15 protein-coding genes are annotated in these 22,773 nt (G+C 68.5%); all 15 read left to right on the top strand.

Annotated elements, in window-relative coordinates; translation table 11 throughout:
- Positions 1-327 precede the first annotated feature (327 nt).
- The 15 genes from AC5P68_RS03430 to AC5P68_RS03360 all read left to right on the top strand — a co-directional run bounded on the left by AC5P68_RS03430 (position 328) and on the right by AC5P68_RS03360 (position 22,759).
- Positions 328-7,509: an ESPR-type extended signal peptide-containing protein gene (locus AC5P68_RS03430; protein ID WP_414498137.1), complete on the top strand. Its 7,182-nt coding sequence runs from the start codon at positions 328-330 to the stop codon at positions 7,507-7,509.
- 157 nt (positions 7,510-7,666) lie between these two features.
- A complete protein-coding gene (locus AC5P68_RS03425) occupies positions 7,667-9,559 on the top strand; it encodes a S8 family serine peptidase (RefSeq protein ID WP_231523010.1) in 1,893 nt (630 codons plus the stop codon).
- A 137-nt stretch (positions 9,560-9,696) separates the two neighbouring features.
- Positions 9,697-11,418, top strand: coding sequence for a type II secretion system ATPase GspE (gene gspE, locus AC5P68_RS03420; protein WP_005408024.1), 1,722 nt, complete (start codon positions 9,697-9,699; stop codon positions 11,416-11,418).
- A 24-nt stretch (positions 11,419-11,442) separates the two neighbouring features.
- Positions 11,443-12,663 (top strand): type II secretion system protein XpsF, encoded by a 1,221-nt coding sequence (gene xpsF, locus AC5P68_RS03415; protein WP_099498152.1) that lies wholly within the window; start codon positions 11,443-11,445, stop codon positions 12,661-12,663.
- Between the two features lie 49 nt (positions 12,664-12,712).
- Entirely contained in the window at positions 12,713-13,156 is a 444-nt protein-coding gene (gene gspG, locus AC5P68_RS03410; RefSeq protein WP_004142831.1) for a type II secretion system major pseudopilin GspG, read from the top strand.
- Positions 13,157-13,162: 6 nt separating this feature from the next.
- On the top strand, positions 13,163-13,657 hold the full coding sequence (gene xpsH, locus AC5P68_RS03405; RefSeq protein WP_005412202.1) for a type II secretion system protein XpsH: 495 nt from the start codon (positions 13,163-13,165) through the stop codon (positions 13,655-13,657).
- Positions 13,654-14,079 carry a type II secretion system protein XpsI gene (xpsI, locus tag AC5P68_RS03400; RefSeq protein ID WP_164208900.1) on the top strand — a complete coding sequence of 142 codons (426 nt, stop codon included), beginning with the start codon at positions 13,654-13,656 and terminating at the stop codon, positions 14,077-14,079. Before xpsH ends, xpsI begins: the two co-directional genes overlap by 4 nt.
- Entirely contained in the window at positions 14,076-14,708 is a 633-nt protein-coding gene (locus tag AC5P68_RS03395) for a type II secretion system protein J (RefSeq protein ID WP_005412204.1), read from the top strand. The genes xpsI and AC5P68_RS03395 overlap by 4 nt, the downstream gene beginning before the upstream one ends.
- Positions 14,705-15,568, top strand: coding sequence for a type II secretion system minor pseudopilin (locus AC5P68_RS03390; RefSeq protein WP_005408029.1), 864 nt, complete (start codon positions 14,705-14,707; stop codon positions 15,566-15,568). Before AC5P68_RS03395 ends, AC5P68_RS03390 begins: the two co-directional genes overlap by 4 nt.
- Entirely contained in the window at positions 15,565-16,710 is a 1,146-nt protein-coding gene (locus AC5P68_RS03385; protein ID WP_012479115.1) for a PilN domain-containing protein, read from the top strand. The genes AC5P68_RS03390 and AC5P68_RS03385 overlap by 4 nt, the downstream gene beginning before the upstream one ends.
- Positions 16,685-17,398, top strand: a complete 714-nt coding sequence (gspM, locus tag AC5P68_RS03380) for a type II secretion system protein GspM (RefSeq protein ID WP_005408031.1) — start codon at positions 16,685-16,687, stop codon at positions 17,396-17,398. The genes AC5P68_RS03385 and gspM overlap by 26 nt, the downstream gene beginning before the upstream one ends.
- Positions 17,388-18,182, top strand: coding sequence for a type II secretion system protein, XpsN-like (locus tag AC5P68_RS03375; protein ID WP_005408032.1), 795 nt, complete (start codon positions 17,388-17,390; stop codon positions 18,180-18,182). The genes gspM and AC5P68_RS03375 overlap by 11 nt, the downstream gene beginning before the upstream one ends.
- A 9-nt stretch (positions 18,183-18,191) precedes the next feature.
- Complete coding sequence (gene gspD, locus AC5P68_RS03370) at positions 18,192-20,393, top strand: type II secretion system secretin GspD (protein WP_033834384.1); 2,202 nt, start codon at positions 18,192-18,194, stop codon at positions 20,391-20,393.
- Between the two features lie 678 nt (positions 20,394-21,071).
- Positions 21,072-21,923, top strand: a complete 852-nt coding sequence (locus AC5P68_RS03365; RefSeq protein WP_049402412.1) for a glycosyltransferase family 2 protein — start codon at positions 21,072-21,074, stop codon at positions 21,921-21,923.
- Positions 21,920-22,759, top strand: coding sequence for a glycosyltransferase family 2 protein (locus AC5P68_RS03360; protein ID WP_164133640.1), 840 nt, complete (start codon positions 21,920-21,922; stop codon positions 22,757-22,759). Before AC5P68_RS03365 ends, AC5P68_RS03360 begins: the two co-directional genes overlap by 4 nt.
- The last annotated feature ends 14 nt before the right edge of the window (positions 22,760-22,773 follow it).

The raw sequence follows: 22,773 nt of genomic DNA, 5'->3' as shown, positions 1-22,773 counted from the left end.
GATTTTCAGGCGACAGGGTTACGTCACGCGTCGCTAACAAAATCCTTTCATAAACAGGGAAAAGAGTGAACTGCTTCACGGCAATAGGATTTGTCGTGTCAAAGTCTTGACGATCTGCAAAGTTGCCGTTAACACTTGAACCCCGTTTCAGAATCATTCATTTCGCAGTAACCGGTTGGCGCACGCGCTCGGTTTTCTGTCGCTGCGCGCCGTTCGGCAATACCCCGCAGTAAATCACGCGAATAAACGCCCCCAGGGGACGTTGGGCCGGAAAGCCCAGCGGTGGCGTTGCTTTGCCCAAAACCAGTCCAATCAGGAGCCGTACCGATGAATCGGATTTATCGCAAGGTCTGGAACAAAGCATTGGGTCAGTTGGTGGTGGCCTCGGAACTGGCTTCCTCCGACAGCAGCAGCGGTGGGGTCGTCGACCAGCGCCGCGGTGCGACACAGGCCACGCCCGCACTGCTGGCGGTGGCACTGGGCCTGGTATTGGGATTGGGCATGAGTGGCTCTGCCACCGCACAGTCGGTGCAGATCGGCGGTAGCGCCACCTGCGTGGCATTCAGCGGCAAGCTGCTCGAAAAGTGCCTGATCGAAGGCTCGGCCACGGCCAAGGGCAGCAATGCGGTGGCGATCGGCAGCAACAGCAGTGCCAGTGCGGCCAACAGCGTGGCGCTGGGTGCCGGCTCCAAAGCCACGCGTGCCAACACCGTCTCCGTCGGCGATGCCGGCAAGGAACGGCAGGTCACCAATGTCGCCGCAGGCACGCAGGCGACCGACGCAGTGAACAAGGCGCAACTGGACGCGCAGGCGCGCGCCACGCAGGCCGCGCTGGCCGACGTGGCCGCCGACGGCAACCGGTACTTCAAGGCCGACGGCGCAGGCGATGACAGCGACGCGGCGAAGATCGAGGGCGAGGGCGCACTGGCCGCCGGTGCCGGTGCGCAGTCGCTGGCCAACGCCACCACTGCCATCGGTACCCAGGCCATTGCTGCAGGCATCGGCGCCAGCGCATTCGGCCAGGGCGCGCTGGCGATCGGCGATGCCAGCGTGGTGGTCGGGCAAAGCGCAGCAGCGTTCGGCCTTGGCGATACCGCCGTCGGTGCCAGCGCCTACGCCGCCAGCGAAAACGGTGCAGCAACGGCACTGGGTGCACTGTCCGAAGCCACCGCCGATGGCGCGACCGCCGTCGGTGGCGGTGCCGTAGCGATGGGCCCCGGCAGTACCGCATTGGGCCGCGGCGCCACGGCTGCCAACGAAGCCTCGATTGCAGTCGGTGCGTTCAGCACGGCCGTCGGTGAATACAGCACCGCGCTGGGCTCCAATTCGGCCGCGGTCGCTACCGGCAGCGTGGCGTTGGGCGCCGGTTCGCTGGCTGATCGTGTCGATACCGTGTCCGTCGGTGCCGCCGAATATGGCCTGACCCGCCAGATCACCAGCGTTGCCGCCGGCACCGAAGATACCGATGCGGTCAACGTTGGCCAGTTGAAGGATGTTGCCGCAGTGGCCGATGCCACCGCCAAGCGCTTCCAGGCCATCGGCAGCAGCAACAGCGATGCCGGTGCGCTGGCTGAAGGTGACGACGCGCTGGCCGCAGGCGAGGCCGCCAATGCCATCGGCACTGGCACCACGGCGGTCGGTGCCGGTGCCACTGCCGTTGCGCAGAACGCGACTGCGGTGGGCAACAACGCGCTGGCCTCGGGCCAGAACAGCGCAGCATTCGGCAACAACGCGCAGGCCAACGGACCGGGCAGCGTGGCCGTCGGTGGCGCTGCGGTGGATGCCAACGGCAACCCGCTGATCACCAGTGGTGGCGTGCCGGTGGTCACCGGCGCCACCAGTGCCGGCGTGGGTGGCACGGCCGTCGGCGCCAGTGCCGATGCCAGCGGTTTTGCCGCGTCGTCCTATGGCGTGGGGGCCTATGCGTCCGGCGCGCAGGCGTCGGCGTTCGGTGCGGTCTCCAATGCCATCGGTGATTACTCCACGGCATTGGGTACGCAGAGCAATGCCACGGGCACCAGCAGCGTCGCCATTGGAGGCCCGGCCGACCTGATTCCCGGCCTGGGCTTCTTCGTACAGACACAGGCCAGTGGTGAAGCCGCGACCGCGGTGGGTGCCGGCGCCATCGCCAGCGGCGACCGTGCCGTGGCCAACGGCAGCCTCAGCGAAGCCTCCGGCGCCGAAGCCACCGCGGTGGGCTACTTCGCCTATGCGCCGGGCGAGAACGCCAGCGCGCTTGGCGCGCAGACCTGGGCCAGTGGTGCGCAGAGCACCGCAGTGGGCTACTACGCTACGGCACGCGGCGCCAACAGCGTCGCGCTGGGCGCGAACTCCGAAGCGGTGCGTGCCAACAGCGTGGCCGTCGGCAGTGCCGGCAACGAGCGGCAGATCACCAGCGTTGCAGCCGGCAGTGAAGCCACCGATGCGGTGAACAAGGCGCAGCTGGATGCGGTGGCCAGCACTGCCGACAGCACCGCGCGCTTCTTCCAGGCACAGCCTGAAGCTGGCAGTGATGCCGGTGCGCTGGCGGAAGGCGAGGGTGCCATCGCGGCCGGTTCGTCGAGCAATGCGATCGGTGCCGGCGCGGTTGCACATGGCGCGGCCGCGTCGGCCATCGGCGATGACAGCGTGGCGGTGGGCCGCAACAGCACGGCCACCGGCAATGGCGGTGTCGCCATTGGTGGCCTGGGCCAGGCCTACGACGAGTTCAACCAGCCGATCATCGGTGCCGACGGCAAGGCGCAGCAGGTGGGTACCACGGCCGTGGCCGATGCCACGGCAGTCGGCAGCGCTGCGCAGGCCACCGGTGCTGCCAGCAGCGCCTTCGGCAATGCGGCCAAGGCCAGCGGTGACAACAGCTTCGCCGCCGGCGGCAAGTCGCGCGCAACCGGCGCGTATGCGGTGGCGGTGGGTGACAGTGCGTTCGCCAGCAGCGATGACAGCACCGCGGTGGGCGGCTACAGCTGGGCCACCGCCAGCGGCGCCAGCGCCTTTGGTTCCGGTGCGTGGGCGACCGCCACCAACGCCTCGGCGTTCGGCAATGCAGCATGGGCCAGCGGCGCTGGCGCCACGTCGATCGGCTACAACAGCTGGGCCAACGGCACCAGCGCCACCGCGGTCGGCCGTGGTGCCTTCGGCTATGGCGACAACAGCGTGGCGCTGGGCTTCCAGGCGCTGGGCAACAGCATCAACAGCATCGCCATCGGCACCAACACGGTGGCCGGCGGCGAAAGTGCGATCGCGCTGGGTGCGGGCAGCAATGCCAGTGCCAGCAACGCCGTCGCACTCGGCGCGGGCTCGGTCGCCAACCGCGCACGCACGGTGTCGGTGGGCAGCAGCGGCAACGAGCGCCAGGTCACCAACGTTGCCGCCGGTACCCAGGCCACCGATGCGGTGAACAAGGCACAGCTGGACGCGGTGGCAAGCACCGCCACGACCACCAGCCGCTTCTTCCAGGCCAGCGGTAACGGCGACGATGTGGCGGGTGCGCTGGTGGAGGGCGACAACGCGCTGGCCGCAGGTGATGCGGCCAACGCCATCGGCAATGGCGCCACCGCGCTCGGCAGCGGTGCCAATGCGCTGGCCGGCAACGCGCAGGCGATCGGCTTCAACGCGCTGGCGACCGCCGCCAATGCCAGTGCCGTAGGCGCCAATGCACAGGCCACCGGCGAATACGCCACCGCGCAGGGTGCGGAAAGCGAAGCCAGCGGTGAGCAGAGTGCGGCGTTCGGCGCGGCCAGCATCGCCAGCGGCGCGGGCAGCACCGCCAGCGGAGCCTTGTCCGAAGCCTCCGGCGAAGAAGCCGTAGCCGTGGGCTACTTCAGCAACGCCAGTGGTAGTGGTGCCACCGCGGTCGGCAGCGAGAGCGTGGCCAGCGGCACGGCTGCGGCAGCGTTCGGTATCGGCGCCGAAGCCACCGGTGGTTACAGCACCGCCATCGGCGGCTATGCACAGGCTTCGGCCTTCAATGCCACCGCCTTTGGCAACTTCGCCAACGCCTCGGGTTCCAACAGCGTGGCGCTGGGCGGTGATTCGCAAGCGTCCGGTGCCTACAGCACCGCCACCGGCCAGGGCAGCCTGGCCACCGGTACCAACAGCGTCGCCATCGGCGGCTCGCTGTTCGGCACGCTGGCCACCGAAGCCTCGGGCAACTACTCCACCGCGGTGGGCGGTGGCGCCTGGTCGGGAGGCATCAACAGCACCGCGCTGGGCAATGCGGCGGAATCGCGCGCGGCCAACAGCGTGGCGCTCGGTGCGGATTCGATTGCGGACCGCGACAACACCGTGTCGGTGGGCGGCGGCGGCAACACCCGCCAGATCACCAACGTGGCCGATGGCACGCAGGGCAACGATGCGGTCAACAAGAACCAGCTCGATGCCGTAGCCGCCGCCGCGGAAAAGACCAGCAGGCAGTTCCAGGCCAGCGGCAATGCCGATGGTGAAACCGGAGCGCTGGTGGAGGGCGACAATGCGCTGGCCGCCGGTGATGCGGCCAACGCCATCGGCAACGGCGCTACCGCGCTGGGCAGTGGTGCCAATGCGCTGGCCGCCAACGCCACCGCAGTCGGCATCGATGCGCTGGCGACCGGCAACAACGCAGCGGCACTGGGCAGCACGGCACAGGCCACCGGCGAGGACAGCCTGGCCCTGGGCAGCGGCGCCAGCGCCAGCGAAGTGGGGACAAGCGCAGTGGGCGCGCGTGCACAGGCAAGCGGTGTCTACAGCACCGCCAACGGTACTGAATCCAACGCCAGTGGCGCACAGTCCCTTGCCAGCGGCTTCCGCAGTGCGGCCTCCGCCGATGGCACCACAGCGGTGGGTGGCTATGCCGAAGCAACCGGTCGCCTTGGCACCGCACTCGGCTACGGCTCGGCTGCCAGCGGTGCCAACACCACGGCGGTGGGCTTCGGGGCCGCGGCGGCGGGCACCGGCGCGGTTGCGGTGGGTCAGTCGAGTGAAGCCAGCGGTGCGGAAAGCGTGGCGATCGGCGGCAGCACCTTCTTCGGCCTGATTCCGTCGCGCGCCAGTGGCACCGGTGCGGCAGCATTCGGTGCCGGTGCATGGGCCACCGAGGATTACGCTACCGCCATCGGCTGGAATGCCTGGTCGGCAGGCGCCAACGCCACGGCGCTCGGTGCCAATGCCACCGCCAATGGCAGCAACAGCGTTGCGCTCGGTGCCGGTTCCAAGGCTGACCGTGACAACACGGTGGCCGTTGGCAAGGCCGGCAGCGAACGCCAGGTCACGAACGTTGCAGCCGGTACCGAAGCCACCGATGCGGTGAACAAGGGCCAGCTCGACGCCGTTGCCAGCGTGGCCGACAAGACCAGCCGCCAGTTCCAGGCCAGCGGCAATGCCGATGGCGAGGCCGGTGCACTGGTCGATGGTGAAAATGCGCTGGCGGCAGGCAATGCGGCCAATGCGATCGGCAACGGTGCGACTGCGCTGGGCAGCGGCGCCAACGCCATGGCCGCCAACGCCACCGCGGTCGGCTTCGATGCACTGGCCACCGGCAACAACGCTGCCGCACTGGGCAATGCTGCGCAGGCCAGCGGTGTCGACAGCGTTGCGCTGGGCAGCGGCGCCAGCGCCAGCGAAACCGGCGCCAGCGCCACTGGCGCCGGGGCCCAGGCCAAGGGGCCCTACAGCACGGCCAACGGTGCGCAGTCCACGGCTACCGGCACGCAGTCGCAGGCCAGTGGTTTCCGCGCCAGTGCCTCGGCCGATGGCGCTTCGGCGCTGGGCAGCTATGCCGAAGCCAGCGGCCGCCTGGGTACTGCGGTCGGTTACGGCAGCAAGGCCACCGGTTTGAATGCCACGGCGGTGGGTGTCAGTGCCAACGCTTCGGCTGCCGGCAGTGTCGCACTGGGTGGAGGCTCGGTGGCCGATCGTGCCAATACCGTGTCCGTCGGCAGTGCCGTCAACAACCGGCAGGTCACCAATGTCGCCAACGGTACCGAAATCAATGACGCAGTGAATCGCGGGCAGCTGGACGCCGTTGCGTTCACCGCCAACACCACCAACCGATATTTCCGCGCCAATGGCACGGGAACCGCGAACGCCATCGGTACCGATTCGGTAGCGATGGGCTCGGTGGCCAATGCGGCGGGCGCACGCAGCATCGCGCTGGGTGCCAATGCCACGGTGTCTGCCTCCGGTGCACTGGCCGTTGGCGCCGGTGCGGGAGCGGTCGGCGTCAACTCGGTTGCAATCGGTGCTGGAGCGCGTGCGCTGGATGCCAATGTTGTGTCGGTGGGCAGTGGCAACCCCACCGATGGCCCGGCCACCCGGCGCATCGTCAACGTGGCCGATGGCCGCATCGCTGCCGGCAGCAGTGACGCAGTGACCGGCTCCCAGCTCAATGTCACCAACCAGCGCGTGGGCGCAGTGGAAACCCGCGTCGGTGATTTCGATTCGCGCATCGCCACGGTGGAGACCACGGCGGCCAGTGCGGTCGGCTACGACGACGCCAGCCGTGACCGCCTGACCCTGTCCGGCTTCCAGGGCACCACCATAGACAACGTCGGTGCCGGCAGCATCGCCGCCGGCAGCCGCCAGGCGATCAATGGCGGCCAGCTGTTCCAGTCGCTCAGCGATGCCGCCAGCTTCCTCGGCGGCGGTGCCAGCGTCGGCATGCAGGGCGTATTCGTGGCACCGAACTATGTGATCCAGGGCGCCACCTACAGCAACGTCGGCGATGCATTGGGTGCGCTGGACCGCAAGGTCAGTGAGATTGACCGCCGTACTGCAGGTGGCACGCGTGCAGGTGCTGCCAGCCTGCGCGCAATGAGTGCCTCCCTGGATGAAAGCGCACTGGCCAGCGTTGCCGAAGCACCGGCTGCGGCCGATGCAGCACCGGCCAGCAGCGCACGCGTGCAGGGCACGCCGACCGCTGCGGCGGCGGGCGCGGGCATCCCGGTGGGCACCCCGGCATCGGGCCTCAACGCGGTCGCCATGGGCGACGGCGCAGTGGCCAGCGGCGCCTCGTCCACCGCCATCGGCCAGGGTGCCAATGCCACCGCTGCGAACGCGGTGGCGCTGGGCCAGGGCTCGGTCGCTGATCGTGCCAACACGGTCTCGGTGGGCAGCGAAGGCAACGAACGCCAGGTCACCAACGTGGCAGCCGGTACCACCGCCACCGATGCGGTCAACAAGGGCCAGCTCGATCGTGGCATGGCTACCGCCAACAGCTACACCGACAGCCGCGTCCAGGCCGTCGCCGACAGCTTCGATGTGTTCAAGGGCGAGATCGACGGACGCCTGCGCCACATGGATCGCCGCATCGACCGCCAGGGCGCGATGAGCGCGGCGATGCTCAACATGGCCACCAGTGCTGCCGGCATCCGTACCCAGAACCGGGTCGGCGTCGGCATCGGCTTCCAGGGCGGTGAATCGGCACTGTCGCTGGGTTACCAGCGCGCGATCAGCGATCGCGCCACGGTGACGTTCGGCGGCGCCTTCAGCAGCGACGACAGCTCGGTCGGCGTCGGTGCCGGCTTCGGCTGGTAAGCCACTCCATCGCGCCGGCGGCCACCCACGCCGGCGCAGCACCTGCAACGAGGGCCTGGGGGGAGGTCACGGCAATCCCGGCTGGGCCGGCCGGGAGTCGTCAAGGAATGATGGCCGCAGTGTTGGTTCGATCCATGACCCAGAAGAGGAATTCGACGTGATCAAGAAGCAGAACCTTCGCATCAATGTGTTGGCAGCCGCCGTGCTGTCGCTGACCGGTGTTGGCCTGGCACAGGCCGTCGACCTGAAAGCAAATGCGCCGTTGTCCGGCCCGAAGACGCAGCAGGTGGATGGCATCATCGTGAAGTACCGCGCTGGCAGCGCCGCAGCTGCCGATGCGAACGCCAAGCTGGCCGTGGTCAACTCGGCCATCGCCCGCGCCGTGCCGGCAGGTACCAACGCGGCTGCGCGCAGTGCCGCGCTGCGCCCGCAGGTGGCCCGCAAGCTGGGCATCGGTGCCGATCTGATCCGCCTGCAGGGAGGGATCGCGCGCGCCGAACTGGACAAGGTGCTGGGCGAACTGAAGGCTGACCCGACCGTCGAATATGCGGTGGCCGACGCCATCATGTATCCGATCGATGCCGCGTCGTCGCCGCGTGCGGACGCCGTCGCGAAGTCCGATGCGTCGCCCAGCTTCGTGCCCAACGATCCGTACTACCAGAGCCACAACTGGCACTTCCACAACCCGGTCGGTGGCGTGAACGCACCGGCCGCATGGGACGTCTCGCAGGGCGAGGGCATCGTGGTGGCCGTGCTCGATACCGGCATCCTGCCCGAGCACCCGGATTTCGCCGCCGGCACCCTGCTGGAGGGCTACGACTTCATCAGCCAGGCCAGCCGCTCGCGTCGTGCCGCCGATGGCCGCGTGCCGGGTGCACTCGACTACGGTGACTGGATGCCCACCGCCAATGCCTGCTACGACGGTTCGCCGGTACGCGACAGCAGCTGGCACGGTACCCATGTGACCGGCACCATCGCCGAGGCCACCAACAACGGCCTGCATACCGCCGGCCTGGCCTACAAGGCCAAGGTGTTGCCGGTGCGCGTGCTCGGCTACTGCGGTGGCACCCTGTCGGACATCACCGACGCCATCACCTGGGCCTCGGGCGGTACCGTGGCCGGCATCCCTGCCAACCAGAATCCGGCCGAGATCATCAACATGAGCCTGGGCGGCTCCGGCAGCTGCGATCCGGCCTACCAGGCGGCCATCACCGGTGCCACCAACCGCGGTACCCTGGTGGTGGTGGCAGCCGGCAACGACTCGATGAATGTCGCCAACGCCCGCCCGGCCAACTGCGATGGCGTGGTCTCGGTCGGCGCGACCGGCATCACCGGCGCCATGGCCTACTACTCCAACTTCGGTACCCGCATCGATCTGTCCGGCCCGGGCGGTGGCGTCACCGACGGCAATCCGAACGGCTATGTCTGGCAGGCGGTGTCCAGCAGCAAGACGTCGCCGCCGGCAGCCGGTTCCACCGAGGGTTACACCCTTGGCGGCAAGGCCGGCACGTCGATGGCGGCACCGCATGTGGCTGCCGTCGCCGCGCTGGTGCAGAGCGCGCTGATCGCCGCCAACCGCGACCCGCTCGCGCCGGCGGGCATGCGTACCCTGCTGAAGGAAACGGCACGTCCGTTCCCGGTCAGCATTCCGTCCGCCACCCCGATCGGTACCGGCATCGTCGATGCCAAGGCCGCGCTGGACAAGGCCCTGGAAGAGCCGTGCACCGAGAACTGCGGGCCGGTGGCCAAGCCGCTGACCAACAAGGTGGCCATCGGCGGGTTGAGTGGTGCCGCCGGCAGCAGCGTGCTTTACAGCTTCGAAGCCGCGGCAGGCAAGCAGCTCAGCATCATCACCTATGGTGGCACCGGCAACGTGTCGGTCTACCTGGCCAAGGGCCGCGAGCCGAGTGCCACCGACAACGATGCGCGCTCGACCCGTCCGGGCACCTCGGAAACGGTGCGGGTGACGGCACCGACTGCCGGCACCTACTACATCAAGGTGGTGGGCGAGGCGGCTTACAGCGGTGTGAGCATTCTCGCCACGCAGTAAGCGCGCAGTGCGGTAGTTGAATGGCCGAAGCCCGTCACCCGCATGTGACGGGCTTCGTCTTTTTACGAAAGCGGGCGGCGGGGCGACGGAAATCACGACGTAACTGCTAAAGTCGAGCCGATTGACAGGAGAGTCACGTGAACGCCCTTGCTGCAACCGCTGCCGACGACGCTGAAGGCCGCATCCTGGATGCGTTGTTGGCGCGTGGCCGCCTCAAGGAGAGCGATCTTGCACGGGCACGGCCGCTGCACGCGGAGGCCGGCGGCAGCCTGCTTGGCCTGCTGGTGCGGCTGGGGCTGGTGTCCGAACGTGACCAGGCGCAGGCCAGCGCCGAGGTGCTGGGCCTGCCGCTGCTGGATGGCAAGCAGCTGCCGGATTCACCGCCCCAGGGTCTGGCCGAGGGCCTGCCGCTGTCCCTGCGTTTCCTCAAACAGTTCCATGTATGCCCGCTGGCGCTGGATGAACAGGGTGTACGGCTGTGGCTGGCCGATGCCCACGATCCCTATCCGCAGCAGGCTGTGCAGCTGGCACTTGGCGTACCGGTGACCCCGGTGCTGGGCATGCGTGCGGAGATCGATGATCTGGTCGAGCGCTGGTTCGGCCAGGGCCGCAGCGCGATGGGCGCGATTGTTGAAACCGCAGACGGCGAGGGCGGCGCGGTCGACGATATCGAGCACCTGCGCGACCTGGCCTCGGAAGCGCCGGTGATCCGCCTGGTCAACCTGGTGATCCAGCGTGCGGTGGAACTGCGCGCTTCGGACATCCACGTCGAGCCGTTCGAAAGCCGGCTGAAGGTGCGTTACCGCGTCGACGGCGTGCTGGTGGAAGGCGAAAGCCCGCCGGCCAACCTCACCGCAGCGGTGATCAGCCGCATCAAGATCATGGCCCGCCTCAACATCGCCGAGCGCCGCCTGCCGCAGGACGGCCGCATCATGCTGCGCGTGCAGGGCAAGGAGCTGGACCTGCGCGTGAGCACGGTGCCGACCGCGCACGGCGAAAGCGTGGTGATGCGCCTGCTCGACCGCGAAACGGTGGTGTTCGATTTCCATCGTCTCGGCTTCACCGATGCGTTCCTGCCGCAGTTCCGCAAAGTGCTGGAACAACCGCACGGCATCCTGCTGGTCACAGGCCCGACCGGTTCGGGCAAGACCACCACGCTGTACACCGCGCTGAGCCAGCTCAACACCGCCGACGTCAAGATCATCACGGTGGAAGATCCGGTCGAGTACCAGATCGAGGGCATCAACCAGATCCAGGCCAAGCCGCAGATCGGCCTGGACTTCGCCAACGCACTGCGCAGCATCGTGCGCCAGGACCCGGACATCATCATGATCGGCGAAATGCGCGACCTGGAAACCGCGCGCATCGCGATCCAGTCGGCGCTGACCGGCCACCTGGTGCTGTCCACCCTGCACACCAACAATGCGGCCGGCGGCATCACCCGCCTGCTTGACATGGGCGTGGAGGACTATCTGCTCACGTCCACCATCAACGGCATCCTGGCCCAGCGCCTGGTGCGTCGGCTGGAGCCGACCCACGCCGAGCGCTATGAAGCCTCGCCGGAGGAGATCGAGCGTTTCGAGCTGCGCCGCCTGCAGCCGGAAGGGCCGATCCATCTATACCGCCCGAAGCCCTCGGCACTGGCGCCGACTGGTTACCTGGGCCGCACCACCATCATGGAATTCCTGGTGATGAACGACGCGCTGCGGCGTGCGGTGATGCGCCGCGATGGCATGGGCGAGATCGAACGCATCGCCCGTGAAGCCGGCATGCGCACCATGTACGAGGATGGCCTGGCCAAAGCTCTCAGCGGCCAGACCACCATCGAGGAAGTGCTGCGCGTGACCGAGGAAAGCTGATGCGCGCAGGACGCCGGGGCTGACATGCCGAACTACCGCTACAAAGCGCTCAATTCGCACGGCGAGATCTTCGACGGGCAGATGGAAGCCGCCAGCGAGGCCGAACTGGTCGCGCGCCTGCAGGATCAGGGCCACCTGCCGATGGAGACCCAGCTGGCCGACGGCGGCGTGGTCGGCGGCAGCAGCTGGCGCACGCTGCTGCGCCAGCGCCCGTTGCAGGGCGCGGGGCTGCTGCAGTTCACCCAGCAGCTGGCGACCCTGCTTGGTGCCGGCCAGCCGCTGGACCGTGCACTGTCGATCCTGCTCGGTCTTCCGGAAGACGAACGCTCGCGGCGTGCGATCACCGACATCCGCGACGTGGTGCGCGGCGGTGCGCCGCTGTCGACCGCGCTGGAGCGCCAGCACGGCCTGTTCTCGCGCCTGTACGTGAACATGGTGCGTGCCGGCGAGGCGGGTGGCAGCCTGCACGAGACCCTGCAGCGGCTGGCCGACTACCTCGAACGCAGCCGCGCGCTGCAGGGCAAGGTGATCAACGCACTGGTCTATCCGGCCATCCTGCTGGTGGTGGTGGGCGGTGCGCTGCTGTTCCTGCTCGGTTACGTGGTGCCACAGTTCGCGCAGATGTACGAAAGCCTGGACGTGGCGCTGCCGTGGTTCACCAATGCGGTGCTGCAGCTGGGCCTGTTCGTGCGCGACTGGTGGGTGCTGCTGCTGGTAGTGCCCGCACTGCTGGCATTGTTCTTCGAACGCAAGGTACGGCAACCGGCGTTCCGGCTGGCGCTGGATGGATGGCTGCTGCAGCGTCGCGGCATCGGCCGCCTGCTGGGCGAACTGGAAACCGCGCGGCTGGCGCGCACGCTGGGCACCCTGCTGCGCAATGGCGTGCCGCTGCTCGGGGCGCTGGGCATCGCACGCAACGTGCTGGGCAACCGCGCGCTGGCCGCTGATGTGGAAGCGGCCGCCGACGAAGTGAAGAACGGTGCCGGCCTGTCGCTGGCACTGTCACGCGGCAAGCGTTTCCCACGCCTGGCCCTGCAGATGATCCAGGTCGGCGAGGAATCCGGTGCCCTCGATACCATGCTGCTGAAAGCTGCCGACACGTTTGAACAGGACAGCGCCCGTCGCATCGACCGCCTGTTGGCCGCGATGGTACCAGCGATCACCCTGGTGCTGGCCTCGGTGGTCGGTGCGGTGATCGTCGCCGTGCTGGTGCCGTTGTACGACCTGACCAATGCCATCGGCTGATGATGGCTCCCTACGCAACCCCGACACTCCGCAACTGAAAGGACCGACCATGATTGCTTCCCGTCGACCGATCCGCCTTTCCTTCACTGCCGCGCGCAACCAGTCGGGCATGAGCCTGCTGGAGATCATCATCGTCATCGTGCTGATCGGCGCGGTGCTGACCCTGGTCGCCAGCCGCGTGCTGGGCGGTGCCGATCGTGGCAAGGCGAACATCGCCAAGGCCCAGGTGCAGACCGTTGCCTCCAAGGTCGACAACTACCAGATCGATACCGGCAAGCTGCCTGGCTCGCTCAACGATCTGGTGACCGCACCGGCAGGTGTCGGCGGCTGGCTGGGCCCGTACGCCAAGCCGGCCGACCTGAATGACCCGTGGGGCCACGCGCTGGAGTACCGCGCGCCGGGCGAAGGCCAGCCGTATGAACTGATCAGCCTGGGCAAGGACGGCAAGGCCGGCGGCAGCAGCGTCGACGCTGACATCCGCTACCAGCCGTAACCGGGCATGACGCATTTCCTGCCGCGCCGGCTGCCTCGCCCGCGCCTGCACGGCAGGCGCGCAGCGGGCCTGTCGCTGCTGGAAATGCTGCTGGTGATCGCGCTGATCGCCGCGATCGGCCTGATCACCGCTGCGGGTCTGTCGCGCGGCTTTGCCGGCATGCAGCTGCGCAGCGCCGGCAAGGACATCGCCAACCAGCTGCGCATGGTGCGCGCCCAGGCCATCGCGCGCGGTGAGCCGCAGCGCTTCGTGATCGAACCGGCGCGTCGCCGTTGGCAGGGGGCCAACCAGCGGCAGGGCGATGTGCCGACGCAGCTGCAGGTGCAGTTCGAAGGTGCCGCGCAGCTGGCCACCGCGCCGGGGCAGGGCGTGATCGAGTTCCATCCCGATGGTGGCTCCAGTGGTGGCCGCATCCGCCTGCAACGTGAGGGCGCCGAATGGCGCATCGATGTCGGCTGGCTGACCGGCGAGGTCCGCTCCGGCCCGTGGCAGGCGCCATGAAGCGGCAGGCGCGTGGTTTCACGTTGCTGGAAGTGATCATCGCCTTCGCCTTGCTGGGCCTGGCGCTGACGCTGCTGCTGGGCAGCCTGTCAGGTGGCGCGAAACAGGTCCGGGAGGCCGAGCTGCGCACGCGTGCGGTGCTGCATGCGCAGTCATTGCTGGCCGAAGCCGGTGTCGCCGCGCCATTGCAGGTGGGCAGCCAGCAGGGCGACTGGGAACAGGGCCGATACCATTGGGAGCTGCAGGTACAGCCATGGGTCGAGCCGCGTGCCGCCAAGGCGGTACAGGCACAGGCGCAATCGCCGGGGGCTCCCTGGCTGGCCGAGCTGCAGCTTCAGGTGCGCTGGGGCGAAGGCGAACGCGAACAACTGCGCTGGCGCAGCCTGCGCCTGCTGCCGCCGGACCTGGAGAGCGCGCGATGAAGCGACGCGCCGCAGGATTTACCCTGGTGGAAGTGATGTTGGCCACGGTGCTGTTGGCCGGTGGCCTGGCGTTGGCCTTTGCCAGCGTGCGCTCGGCGATGGCGGTGAGCCAGCGTGGCGAGCAGATTGCCGCCGAGAGCGAACGCATGCGTGCGGTCGAGGCTCTGCTGCGGCGGCAGCTGGCCGGTGCGCTGCGCACGCCGCTGGAAGTGCCCGATCCCACCCGCGAACCGATCTTCTTCCAGGGCGAAGAGCAACGCATGCTGTTCGCGGCCGATCTACCGGGCTATCTGGGCCGTGGCGGTGCCTACCTGCACGCACTGCAGGTGGATGGCCGCAGCGGCCAGCAACGCCTCCTGCTCGACCTGGTGCTGCTGCAGGAGGGCGAGCGCATCGCCGAAACTCCGCCGCGCCCACCGGAGGTGCTGGTGGAGAACCTCAAGTCGGTGCAACTACGCTATCGCGGCATCGATGCCAGCACCGGGCAGGTGACTGATTGGACGCCGCGCTGGGATGACACCCGGCGCCTGCCGATGCTGGTGGAGATCCAGATCGTGCCCGCCAAGGGCGCTCCCTGGCCTGCACTGGTGGTCGCTCCGCGCGCGGGCGGCAGTGGAGGAGCGCGATGAGCCGGGCGCACGGCGCGGCGCTGGTACTGGTCCTGTGGCTGATCGCCCTGATGACGGCGCTGGTGGGCGCGTTCGCGTTGAGCGCGCGGGTCGAGCACCTGCAGCAGCGGGTGCTGGATGATGATGCGCGAGGCCAGGAGCGTGCACGGGCGGGACTTGAGTACGCGCTGACGCGCCTGTCCGCCGATCCGCAGCGGGCGCCCTGGCGCGCCGATGGCCGTGTCTATCGCTGGCAGTTCGATGACGCCAGCATCGAGATCAAGGTGCTGGACGAGAACGGCAAGATCAACCTGAACCTGGCCGACGTGGCTCTGCTGAGCGCCTTCCTCAAGGCGCTGGGTGAAGACGAAGCGCAGGCCCGCCAGCTGGCCGGCGCGATCGTCGACTGGCGCGACGAGGACAGCCTGCTGCAGCCCGGCGGCGGTGCCGAAGCGCCCGACTATGCCGCGGCAGGCCTGCCCTATGGCCCCCGCAACAAGCGTTTCGAGACGCTGGGCGAGCTGCAGCGGGTACTCGGCATGCGCGGCCCGCTGTACCAGGCCATGCTGCCGCACCTGACCCTGTACAGCCGCCAGGCGCGCCCGGATCCCCAGTTTGCCAGCGCGCCGGTGCTGACCGCACTGGGCCTGGATGCGGATACCGTGCTGGCGCAGCGCGCACAGCAGGAGCGTGACGCAGATACCGCTGGCGGTGCGACAACGCTTGCCAGCAGCAGCGGCACCTATAGTATCGAGTCTCGTGCAACCGACGGCAGTGGACGCCGGTCGGTGTTGCAGGCAGTGGTACGCAATGGCTCGGGCGGGGTTCCCGGGCGGTCCTACACAGTGCTTCGCTGGGAGCAGGGAATGACAGCAAGATGACGGCATGGCAGGACAGTGTGCGGCAGGTACAGGGCCGGATCGGCCCTGGCGCCGGCCGTTTCCTGCGCTGGTGGCGGCAATCGCTGCTGGCCTGGGTGCCGGCACGTTGGCAGTGGGCACTGGGCTGGGCACAGGCGCGCCTGCTGCTGCAGCGCGAAGGCGACCACCTTCAGGTCTGGCGTGAGGCGGGGGAGCGCCGCGAACCGGTCGTACGGCTGCCGTGGCCGCTGTCCCCGGCCGAACTGGATCGCGTGCTGGAAGCCCGCCTGCGCAGCTTGCCGCGGGTGTGGCTGCTGCCGGCAAGCGATGTGCTGCGCCGGCAGCTGCGCCTGCCGGCGGCGGCGGCGGACCGTCTGCGTGCGGTGGTCGGTTTCGAGATCGACCGGCAGACGCCTTTCGAATCCAGCCAGGTCAGCTATGACGTGCGTGAACGTGGCGCGGCGGGCGAGGGCCAGCTGCAGGTCGAACTGGTGGCCTGGCCGTTGCGGCAGCTCGAGGCTTGGCGCAGCAACGTGGGCCAATGGGCCGATGCACTGTCCGGTGTCGATGCCATTGATGCGCAGGGCAACATTCTGCAGGTGAACCTGCTGCCGCCCGCGCAGCGTCAGCTGCAGGCCGACCCGATGCGGCGCTGGAACCTTCTGCTGGCCGTGGCCGCGGTGGTGATGCTGGTGCTGTCTGGCCTGCAGGTGCTGGACAATCGCCGCGCGGCAGCCGACGAACTGCGTGCCCAGGTGGAGCGCAGCGCGCGCAGTGCGCGTGGCGTGGCCAGCGAACGTGCCCAGCTGCAGGCGCTGATCGACGGTGCCGCGTTCCTTGAAAAGCAGCGCGGCCAGCGCGCGGGTACGGTGGAGATCTGGAACGAACTGACCCGGCGCCTGCCGGAGGGAACGTACCTGGAAAAACTGGCCATCGAGAACAACAACCTGCAGCTGATTGGCCTGAGCCGCGAGGCCTCGCAGCTGGTGCAGCTGCTGCAGGATGCGCCGCAGTGGCGCAAGGTCAACCTGACCGGCGTACTGCAGGCCGATGGCGCCGCCAGTGGCCGCGACCGCTTCACCATGACCGCTGAACTGCAGCCGTTGCCGGCGGCAGCCCCGAACCGGGAGGCGGCCGATGCCGATGCCAAGCGCACGCCGTGACCGCTGGCTGGCACTGGCACTGTTGCTGGCAGTGCTGGGCCTGGCCTACCTGCTGCTGGTGCACCCCTGGTTCACCCAGCCGCTGCGCGAAATCGATGCTGATGTCGCCGCCCTGCGCGAGCGCGAGCAGCGCGTGCAGGCGCAGCTGCAGCAGCAGCCGCAGATCGAACAGCGCCTGCGTGCCACCCGCGAGGCACTGCAGCAGCGGCCGGGCTTCCTGCGCGAGGCCACCGCCGAGGCTGCAGCCGCTGCGCTCGGCGCGAAGCTGCAGGATGCGGTGGCGATGGCCAGCCCGGGCAACCGCAGCTGCACCATCAGCAACCGCACGCCGCTCACCGACAACCGCCGCGACGCCGAGTTCGTGCGCGTCGCCATGCAGGTGCGCCTGCGCTGTGGCGTGGCCGAACTGGCCACGGTGCTGCACAGCCTGGAGACCGGCAGCCCGCGCCTGTTCGTCGACAACCTCAACCTGATCGCGCAGCGCTTCCAGCAGTCGCCGAATGAATCCGGGCTTGGCCTGGATGTGTCATTCGAACTGGCCGGTTACCTGCTGCCCGGTGCAGCAGCCGATGGCAGTGCGCCGACGCCTGCCGCCGAACCGGTGTCCGCGCCGCAGCCGCCTTCAGCGCCACCCGCCCCCGCACCGGCGGCGCCGGTCGAGGGACAGGAGGTCGCTGATGAAACTTGAGCAGATCAGCCTGCGCACCGGTTTCCTGCTGGCCCTGGCCGGTTGGGCTGCGGCGGTCTGGCTGGCCACCGGCTTCGGTCTGGGTAGCCAGTTGCCAGGTGCGGATGGCGATGCCGATGCGGTGCCTTCGCTGCCGGTGCTGCCGCCGTTGGCCGCAGAACGCATGCCCAGCGCCGACAGCTACAGCGCGATCGGCGAGCGACCGCTTTTCGCCGAGGACCGCAGGCCGAAGCCCTACCTGCTCGGTGGCAGCGAGCCGGCCGCCAGCGCCGCGCTGCGCCTGACCGGCGTGCTGTTGACCGGCGACTTCGGCATGGCCACCTTCACCACCGAACAGAACCGTTCGCTGCGGCTGCGCCTCAACGGCGAAGCGGTGGACGGTTGGCAACTTGTGGGGCTTGCGCCGCGCCAGGCCACGGTGATCGGCCCAAGCGGCAGCCAGGTGCTGGAACTGGCCGTGTTCAATGGCCAGGGCGGCGAGCCGCCCACCGTACTGCGGGGTGCCAATGGCGCGCCGCCGGCGGGTGCGGTCGTTGTGCCACCGCCGGCGGGTGCACCGCCGATGCCATCCCCACCTCCGGCTGCTGCAACCGCAACCGCGCAGCCGCAGCCCGCCAGCAGCGTGCCATCAGCCGCCGCCGCGGCACCTCCTGCCAACACCAATGGCCCCAGCGAAGCGCAGATGCAGGCCATCCGCGAACGCATCCAGGCCCGTCGCCGCCAGCTGCAGCAACAACAGCAGCAACAACCGTCGCCGCCCCCGGGCGATGGCACCAACCGATAGAGTGAATGCATGAGCCTGCGTTTTCTTCCCTGGTCCTTTGCCCTCGCGCTGCTGGTCGGCTGCAGCACCGTGTCCGCGCCGCATGTGCAGCGCAAGGGCAATCTGTCGCCCACTGCCGAGGCCGGCCAGGCAGCTGATGTCGCAGCAGATGCTGCCCGTGACGCCCAGGGCGCTCCGCAGGCGGTGATCCGCCGTGGCACCGGCACCATGATCAACCGCGAAGCAGCACGTGCACCGGCACCGGCGCTGCATGGCGCCAGCACCGGTGAAGCAACCTTCAATTTCGAAGGCGAGTCGGTGCACGCGGTGGTCAAGGCCATCCTGGGTGACATGCTGGGCCAGAACTACGTGATCGCACCGGGCGTGCAGGGCACGGTCACCCTGGCCACGCCCAAGCCGGTGTCGCCAGCGCAGGCGTTGAACCTGCTGGAGATGGTGCTGGGCTGGAACAATGCCCGCATGGTCTACAGCGGTGGCCGCTACAACATCGTCGCTGCCGACCAGGCGCTGGCCGGTACGGTTGCGCCGAGCACGGCGCCTGCAGCCAGTGCGCGTGGCTTCGAGGTACGGGTGATCCCGCTGCAGTTCATCTCCGCCACCGAGATGAAGAAGGTGCTGGAGCCGTATGCGCGGCCCAATGCCATCGTCAACGTCGACAGCGGCCGCAACGTGATCACCCTCGGTGGCACCCGCGCCGAGCTGGAAAACTACATGCGCACCGTCGAGATCTTCGACGTTGACTGGCTCTCGGGCATGTCGGTGGGCGTGTTCCCGATCCAGTCGGGCAAGGCCGAGCAGGTCGCTGCCGATCTGGAGAAGGTGTTCGGCGAGGAGAGCAAGACCCCCAGCGCCGGCATGTTCCGTTTCCTGCCGCTGGAAAACGCCAACGCCGTGCTGGTGATCACCCCGCAGGTGCGTTACCTGGACCAGATCCAGCAGTGGCTGGACCGTATCGATACCGCCGGTGGCAGCGCCCGTCTGTTCTCCTACGAGCTGCGCTACATCAAGGCGCGCGACCTGGCCGAGCGGCTGAGTGAAGCCTTCGCCAGCAGCGGCAACCGCGGCGGCTCCAGCCCGGCATCGCTGGCACCCGGCGCGATTCCATCGCAGCTGGGCAGCGACGGCGAGCGCGGCATGGACAGCAACAACAGCAGCAGTTTCGGTTCGACCCCGGGCAGCGGTTCCAGCGGTGCCGGCAACGGCAGCATGAACCTGCCGCAGCGCCAGTCCGGCAACGTCAGCGTCAGCCTGGAAGTGGAAGGCGATCGCGTGGGCGTCTCGGCGGTGGAGGAGACCAATACCCTGCTGGTGCGTTCGAGCCCGCAGGCCTGGCGCTCGATCCGCGAGGTGATCGAGAAGCTGGACGTGATGCCGCTGCAGGTGCACATCGAAGCCCAGGTGGCCGAGGTGTCGCTGGATGGTGACCTGAAGTACGGCGTGAACTGGTTCTTCGACAATGCCGTGGCCGGGCGTGCCCTGACGGGAGCATTGGGCGGCGTGACCCTGCCGGCAGCAGCGGGTGGCTCCTGGAGCAGCTTCGCCGGTGCCGCAACCGGGGGGGAAGGCCTGGGCTGGGCATTCACCGGCCACAATGGTGCGGCGGTGGTGAGCGCGCTGGACAAGGTCACCGATGTACGCCTGCTGCAGACCCCCTCGGTGTTCGTGCGCAACAACGCCGAGGCCACGCTCAACGTGGGCGACAAGGTGCCGATCAACACCACCACGGTCAACACCGGTATCGGCACCGGCACCTACAGTTCGGTGCAGTACATCGACACCGGCGTGATCCTGAAGGTGCGCCCGCGCGTAACCCGCGATGGCACGGTGTTCCTCGATATCGTGCAGGAAGTGAGCAGCGCCTCGAACGTGCCCGACAACTGCAATCCGACCGAGCGCAACTGCAACCCGCGGATTTCCACCAAGAAGCTGTCGACCGAAGCGGCGGTGCAGAGCGGCGACACCATCATGCTGGCCGGCCTGATCACCGATTCGGCCACCGATGGCAGCAGCGGCATTCCCGGCCTGAGCCGGATTCCGGTGGTCGGCGCGCTGTTCGGGCAGAAGAGCCGCACCAGCCGCCGTTCGGAGGTGATCGTGCTGCTGACCCCGAGCATCGTGCGCAACGGGCAGGAAGCGCGGAATCTGACCGATGAGTACAGCCAGCGCTTCCGCGCGATGGAGCCGCTGAACCAGCCGCGCGCAAAGAAGTAAGGGGTTTGCGGCCGGGCTGCGCCCGGCACCCGCAGAGGCCGGAGCCAGAGCCAGAGCCGGAGCCGGAGCAACGGCAACAGCGGGTTTACTGAGGGGTGGCGGGGCTGTGTGGGTTGGCAGGACACGCCGTAAACCCGTCCCTGGGGGCTCGATGGCGCCATCCATGGCGCCAACGGTCCTGCCAACCCACACCGCCCCACCGTCTGACAGATCCCCGCGGCTGTTGGTAGGTGTCGACCTTGGTCGACACGATCCACGCCATGCGTGGATGACTCTCCATCGAAATCGAATATTTCGAAATCTGTGAGATCTGAGCCGAGCATGGCTCGGCTCTACAGAAGAGCAGGCAGATCGCGGAAAACTGTCGAAGGCGGGGTGGGTCCGGTTGCGGGGGCGTGAGCCGCATGGATGCGGCGACCGAGCTTACATGGGTGAGGGCGCTTTGCTTGCGAAGCACTGCTTCGCAAGCGCCCGAACGCACAGCCGCCAGCGGCTGGGCCGGGCCCCGGAAGGGGGACTTGCAGCGTCCCCCGCAACCGGACCCACCCCGCCATCCCACGGATAGCCGGCTTCTGCTGTTGCTTCGGCTTCGGCTCTGGCCTGAAGCGGGTGCCGGGTGCAACCCGGCCGATACCCTCCCAGTGCTAGGCTGTGGCCACCGACAACCACGGAGGCGGGATGGGGGCGATCGTGTTGTTGCCGCTGTGCGTGGACGATGCTGCGCTCGATCGCTGCCTGGCCGCACTGGATGCCGGCACCGCGCCGGGCACCGCAGTCTGGTTGGCCGACGATGCGCAGACCGGTCCGCGTGCGCAGGCGGTGGTGGAACACTGGCTGGCGCATACGCCGCTGCAGGCCGAATACACCCGCCGCGCGCGGCCGCTGGGTGAAGTGGCGCATCTGGACGAGATGCTGCGCGCCTGCGACGGCCTGGACGTGGCCGTGCTGGCTCCAGACAGCGTGCCGGCACCCGGTTGGCTGCAGCGGCTGCAGGACGCCTTCGCCCGCGATGCCGCCATCGCGACGGCAACCCCGTGGTGCAATGCCGGCGAAACCGCAGCGTGGCCACGGTTGGGCGAGATCAATCCCGAGCCCGAGGATGCGGCGCTGCTGGCACAGACCTGCGCTGCCTTGCCGACGCTGCACCCGGAACTGCCATCGGCGGTCACCCATGCAGTGCTGGTGCGTGGCAATGCGCGCCGTCGCGCCGGTGGCCTGGATGTGGCCAGCTACGCCGGCTGGAACGCCGCGCTGGTCGACCTCAGCCTGCGCATGGCCGGCCTGGGCTGGCGCAACGTGTTGTGCGAGACCGCCTTCGTCAGCCGGGCGGGCGAGGCGGTCAGCCGTGACGGCGATCTTGAGGCGCTGGCCGCGCGCTGGCCGGGCTGGGTGCCGCGCCTGGCCGATTTCCTGATGCACGATCCATTGCATGGGCTGCGCGCCGACCTGCAGCAGCGCATGCGGCAGGCGATAATGCCGAAGGAACAGGGCGACCTGTTCGTTCCTTCCGCGCCGGAGTCACCCGCTTGAATGTTGCCATCGCCGCCATCGTCGTCACTTACCAGAGTGGCAGCACCATCGATGCCTGCCTCTCGCGCCTGCGCCAGGCGCAGGACGTGGCCGAGATCCGGGTGATCGACAACGGCTCGCTGGATGGCACGCTGGACATCGTGCAACGGCATGCCAGCCACGATCCCCGTGTGCGTTTTGTCGGCAATCCTGACAATCCCGGCTTTGCCGCTGCCAACAACCAGGGGGTGGCCGATTCGCACAGCCCGTGGCTGGCCTTCATCAACCCGGACCTGATGGTGGAGCCCGATACCCTGGCTGAGCTGCGCAGCCGTGCCGAAGGGTTGGGTGATTGCCTGCTGGGTGTCGAGCAGCTGGACGAGCATGGCCATGCCGACGAGGCGGTGCGCCGTCGTGATCCGGATTTCCTGTTGATGCTGCGTTCGCCGGGTAGAGGCTCGAAGCTGGCGGTCCCGCGCGACCCCCAGCAGCCGCTGCAGCGGGTGCCGGCACTGTCCGGTGCGCTGCTGATGATGCCGCGTGCGCTGTTCGACCGCATCGGTGGCTGGGACGCTGGCTACCGCCTGCACGCCGAAGACCTGGACCTGTGCCGGCGCGCACGTGAGGCTGGCGCGGTGGTGGCGATCGCCAACGACCTGCAGGTCACCCATGTGCGTGGTGTCTCCAGCCGCTCACGACCGTTCTTCGTTGAATGGCACAAACACAAGGGCCTGTGGCGCTATTTCCAGAAGTTCGAAGCGAAGCAGCGTTCGCTGCCGGTGCGGGTGGCGGTGTGGGGCGCGATCTGGGCCCACGCTGTGATGCTGGTGCCGCGCCTGTTGCGCCGGTCCCTGTAGAGCCGAGCCCGCGC

The sequence above is a fragment of the Stenotrophomonas sp. YJH_SMC_58 genome (genome assembly GCF_059369635.1).
Note: the sequence above shows the minus strand (reverse complement) of the source record. Positions and strands in the feature narration are given on the sequence as shown.

What these genes read in the sequence shown, in the direction of transcription:
- AC5P68_RS03385 (WP_012479115.1), top strand. Translation starts at nt 15,565, where the DNA reads ATGACGGCATGGCAGGACAGTGTGCGGCAGGTACAGGGCCGGATCGGC.
- AC5P68_RS03395 (WP_005412204.1), top strand. Translation starts at nt 14,076, where the DNA reads ATGAAGCGACGCGCCGCAGGATTTACCCTGGTGGAAGTGATGTTGGCC.
- AC5P68_RS03375 (WP_005408032.1), top strand. Translation starts at nt 17,388, where the DNA reads ATGAAACTTGAGCAGATCAGCCTGCGCACCGGTTTCCTGCTGGCCCTG.
- xpsI (WP_164208900.1), top strand. Translation starts at nt 13,654, where the DNA reads ATGAAGCGGCAGGCGCGTGGTTTCACGTTGCTGGAAGTGATCATCGCC.
- gspG (WP_004142831.1), top strand. Translation starts at nt 12,713, where the DNA reads ATGATTGCTTCCCGTCGACCGATCCGCCTTTCCTTCACTGCCGCGCGC.
- gspM (WP_005408031.1), top strand. Translation starts at nt 16,685, where the DNA reads ATGCCGATGCCAAGCGCACGCCGTGACCGCTGGCTGGCACTGGCACTG.
- AC5P68_RS03365 (WP_049402412.1), top strand. Translation starts at nt 21,072, where the DNA reads ATGGGGGCGATCGTGTTGTTGCCGCTGTGCGTGGACGATGCTGCGCTC.
- gspD (WP_033834384.1), top strand. Translation starts at nt 18,192, where the DNA reads ATGAGCCTGCGTTTTCTTCCCTGGTCCTTTGCCCTCGCGCTGCTGGTC.
- xpsF (WP_099498152.1), top strand. Translation starts at nt 11,443, where the DNA reads ATGCCGAACTACCGCTACAAAGCGCTCAATTCGCACGGCGAGATCTTC.
- AC5P68_RS03430 (WP_414498137.1), top strand. Translation starts at nt 328, where the DNA reads ATGAATCGGATTTATCGCAAGGTCTGGAACAAAGCATTGGGTCAGTTG.
- xpsH (WP_005412202.1), top strand. Translation starts at nt 13,163, where the DNA reads ATGACGCATTTCCTGCCGCGCCGGCTGCCTCGCCCGCGCCTGCACGGC.
- AC5P68_RS03390 (WP_005408029.1), top strand. Translation starts at nt 14,705, where the DNA reads ATGAGCCGGGCGCACGGCGCGGCGCTGGTACTGGTCCTGTGGCTGATC.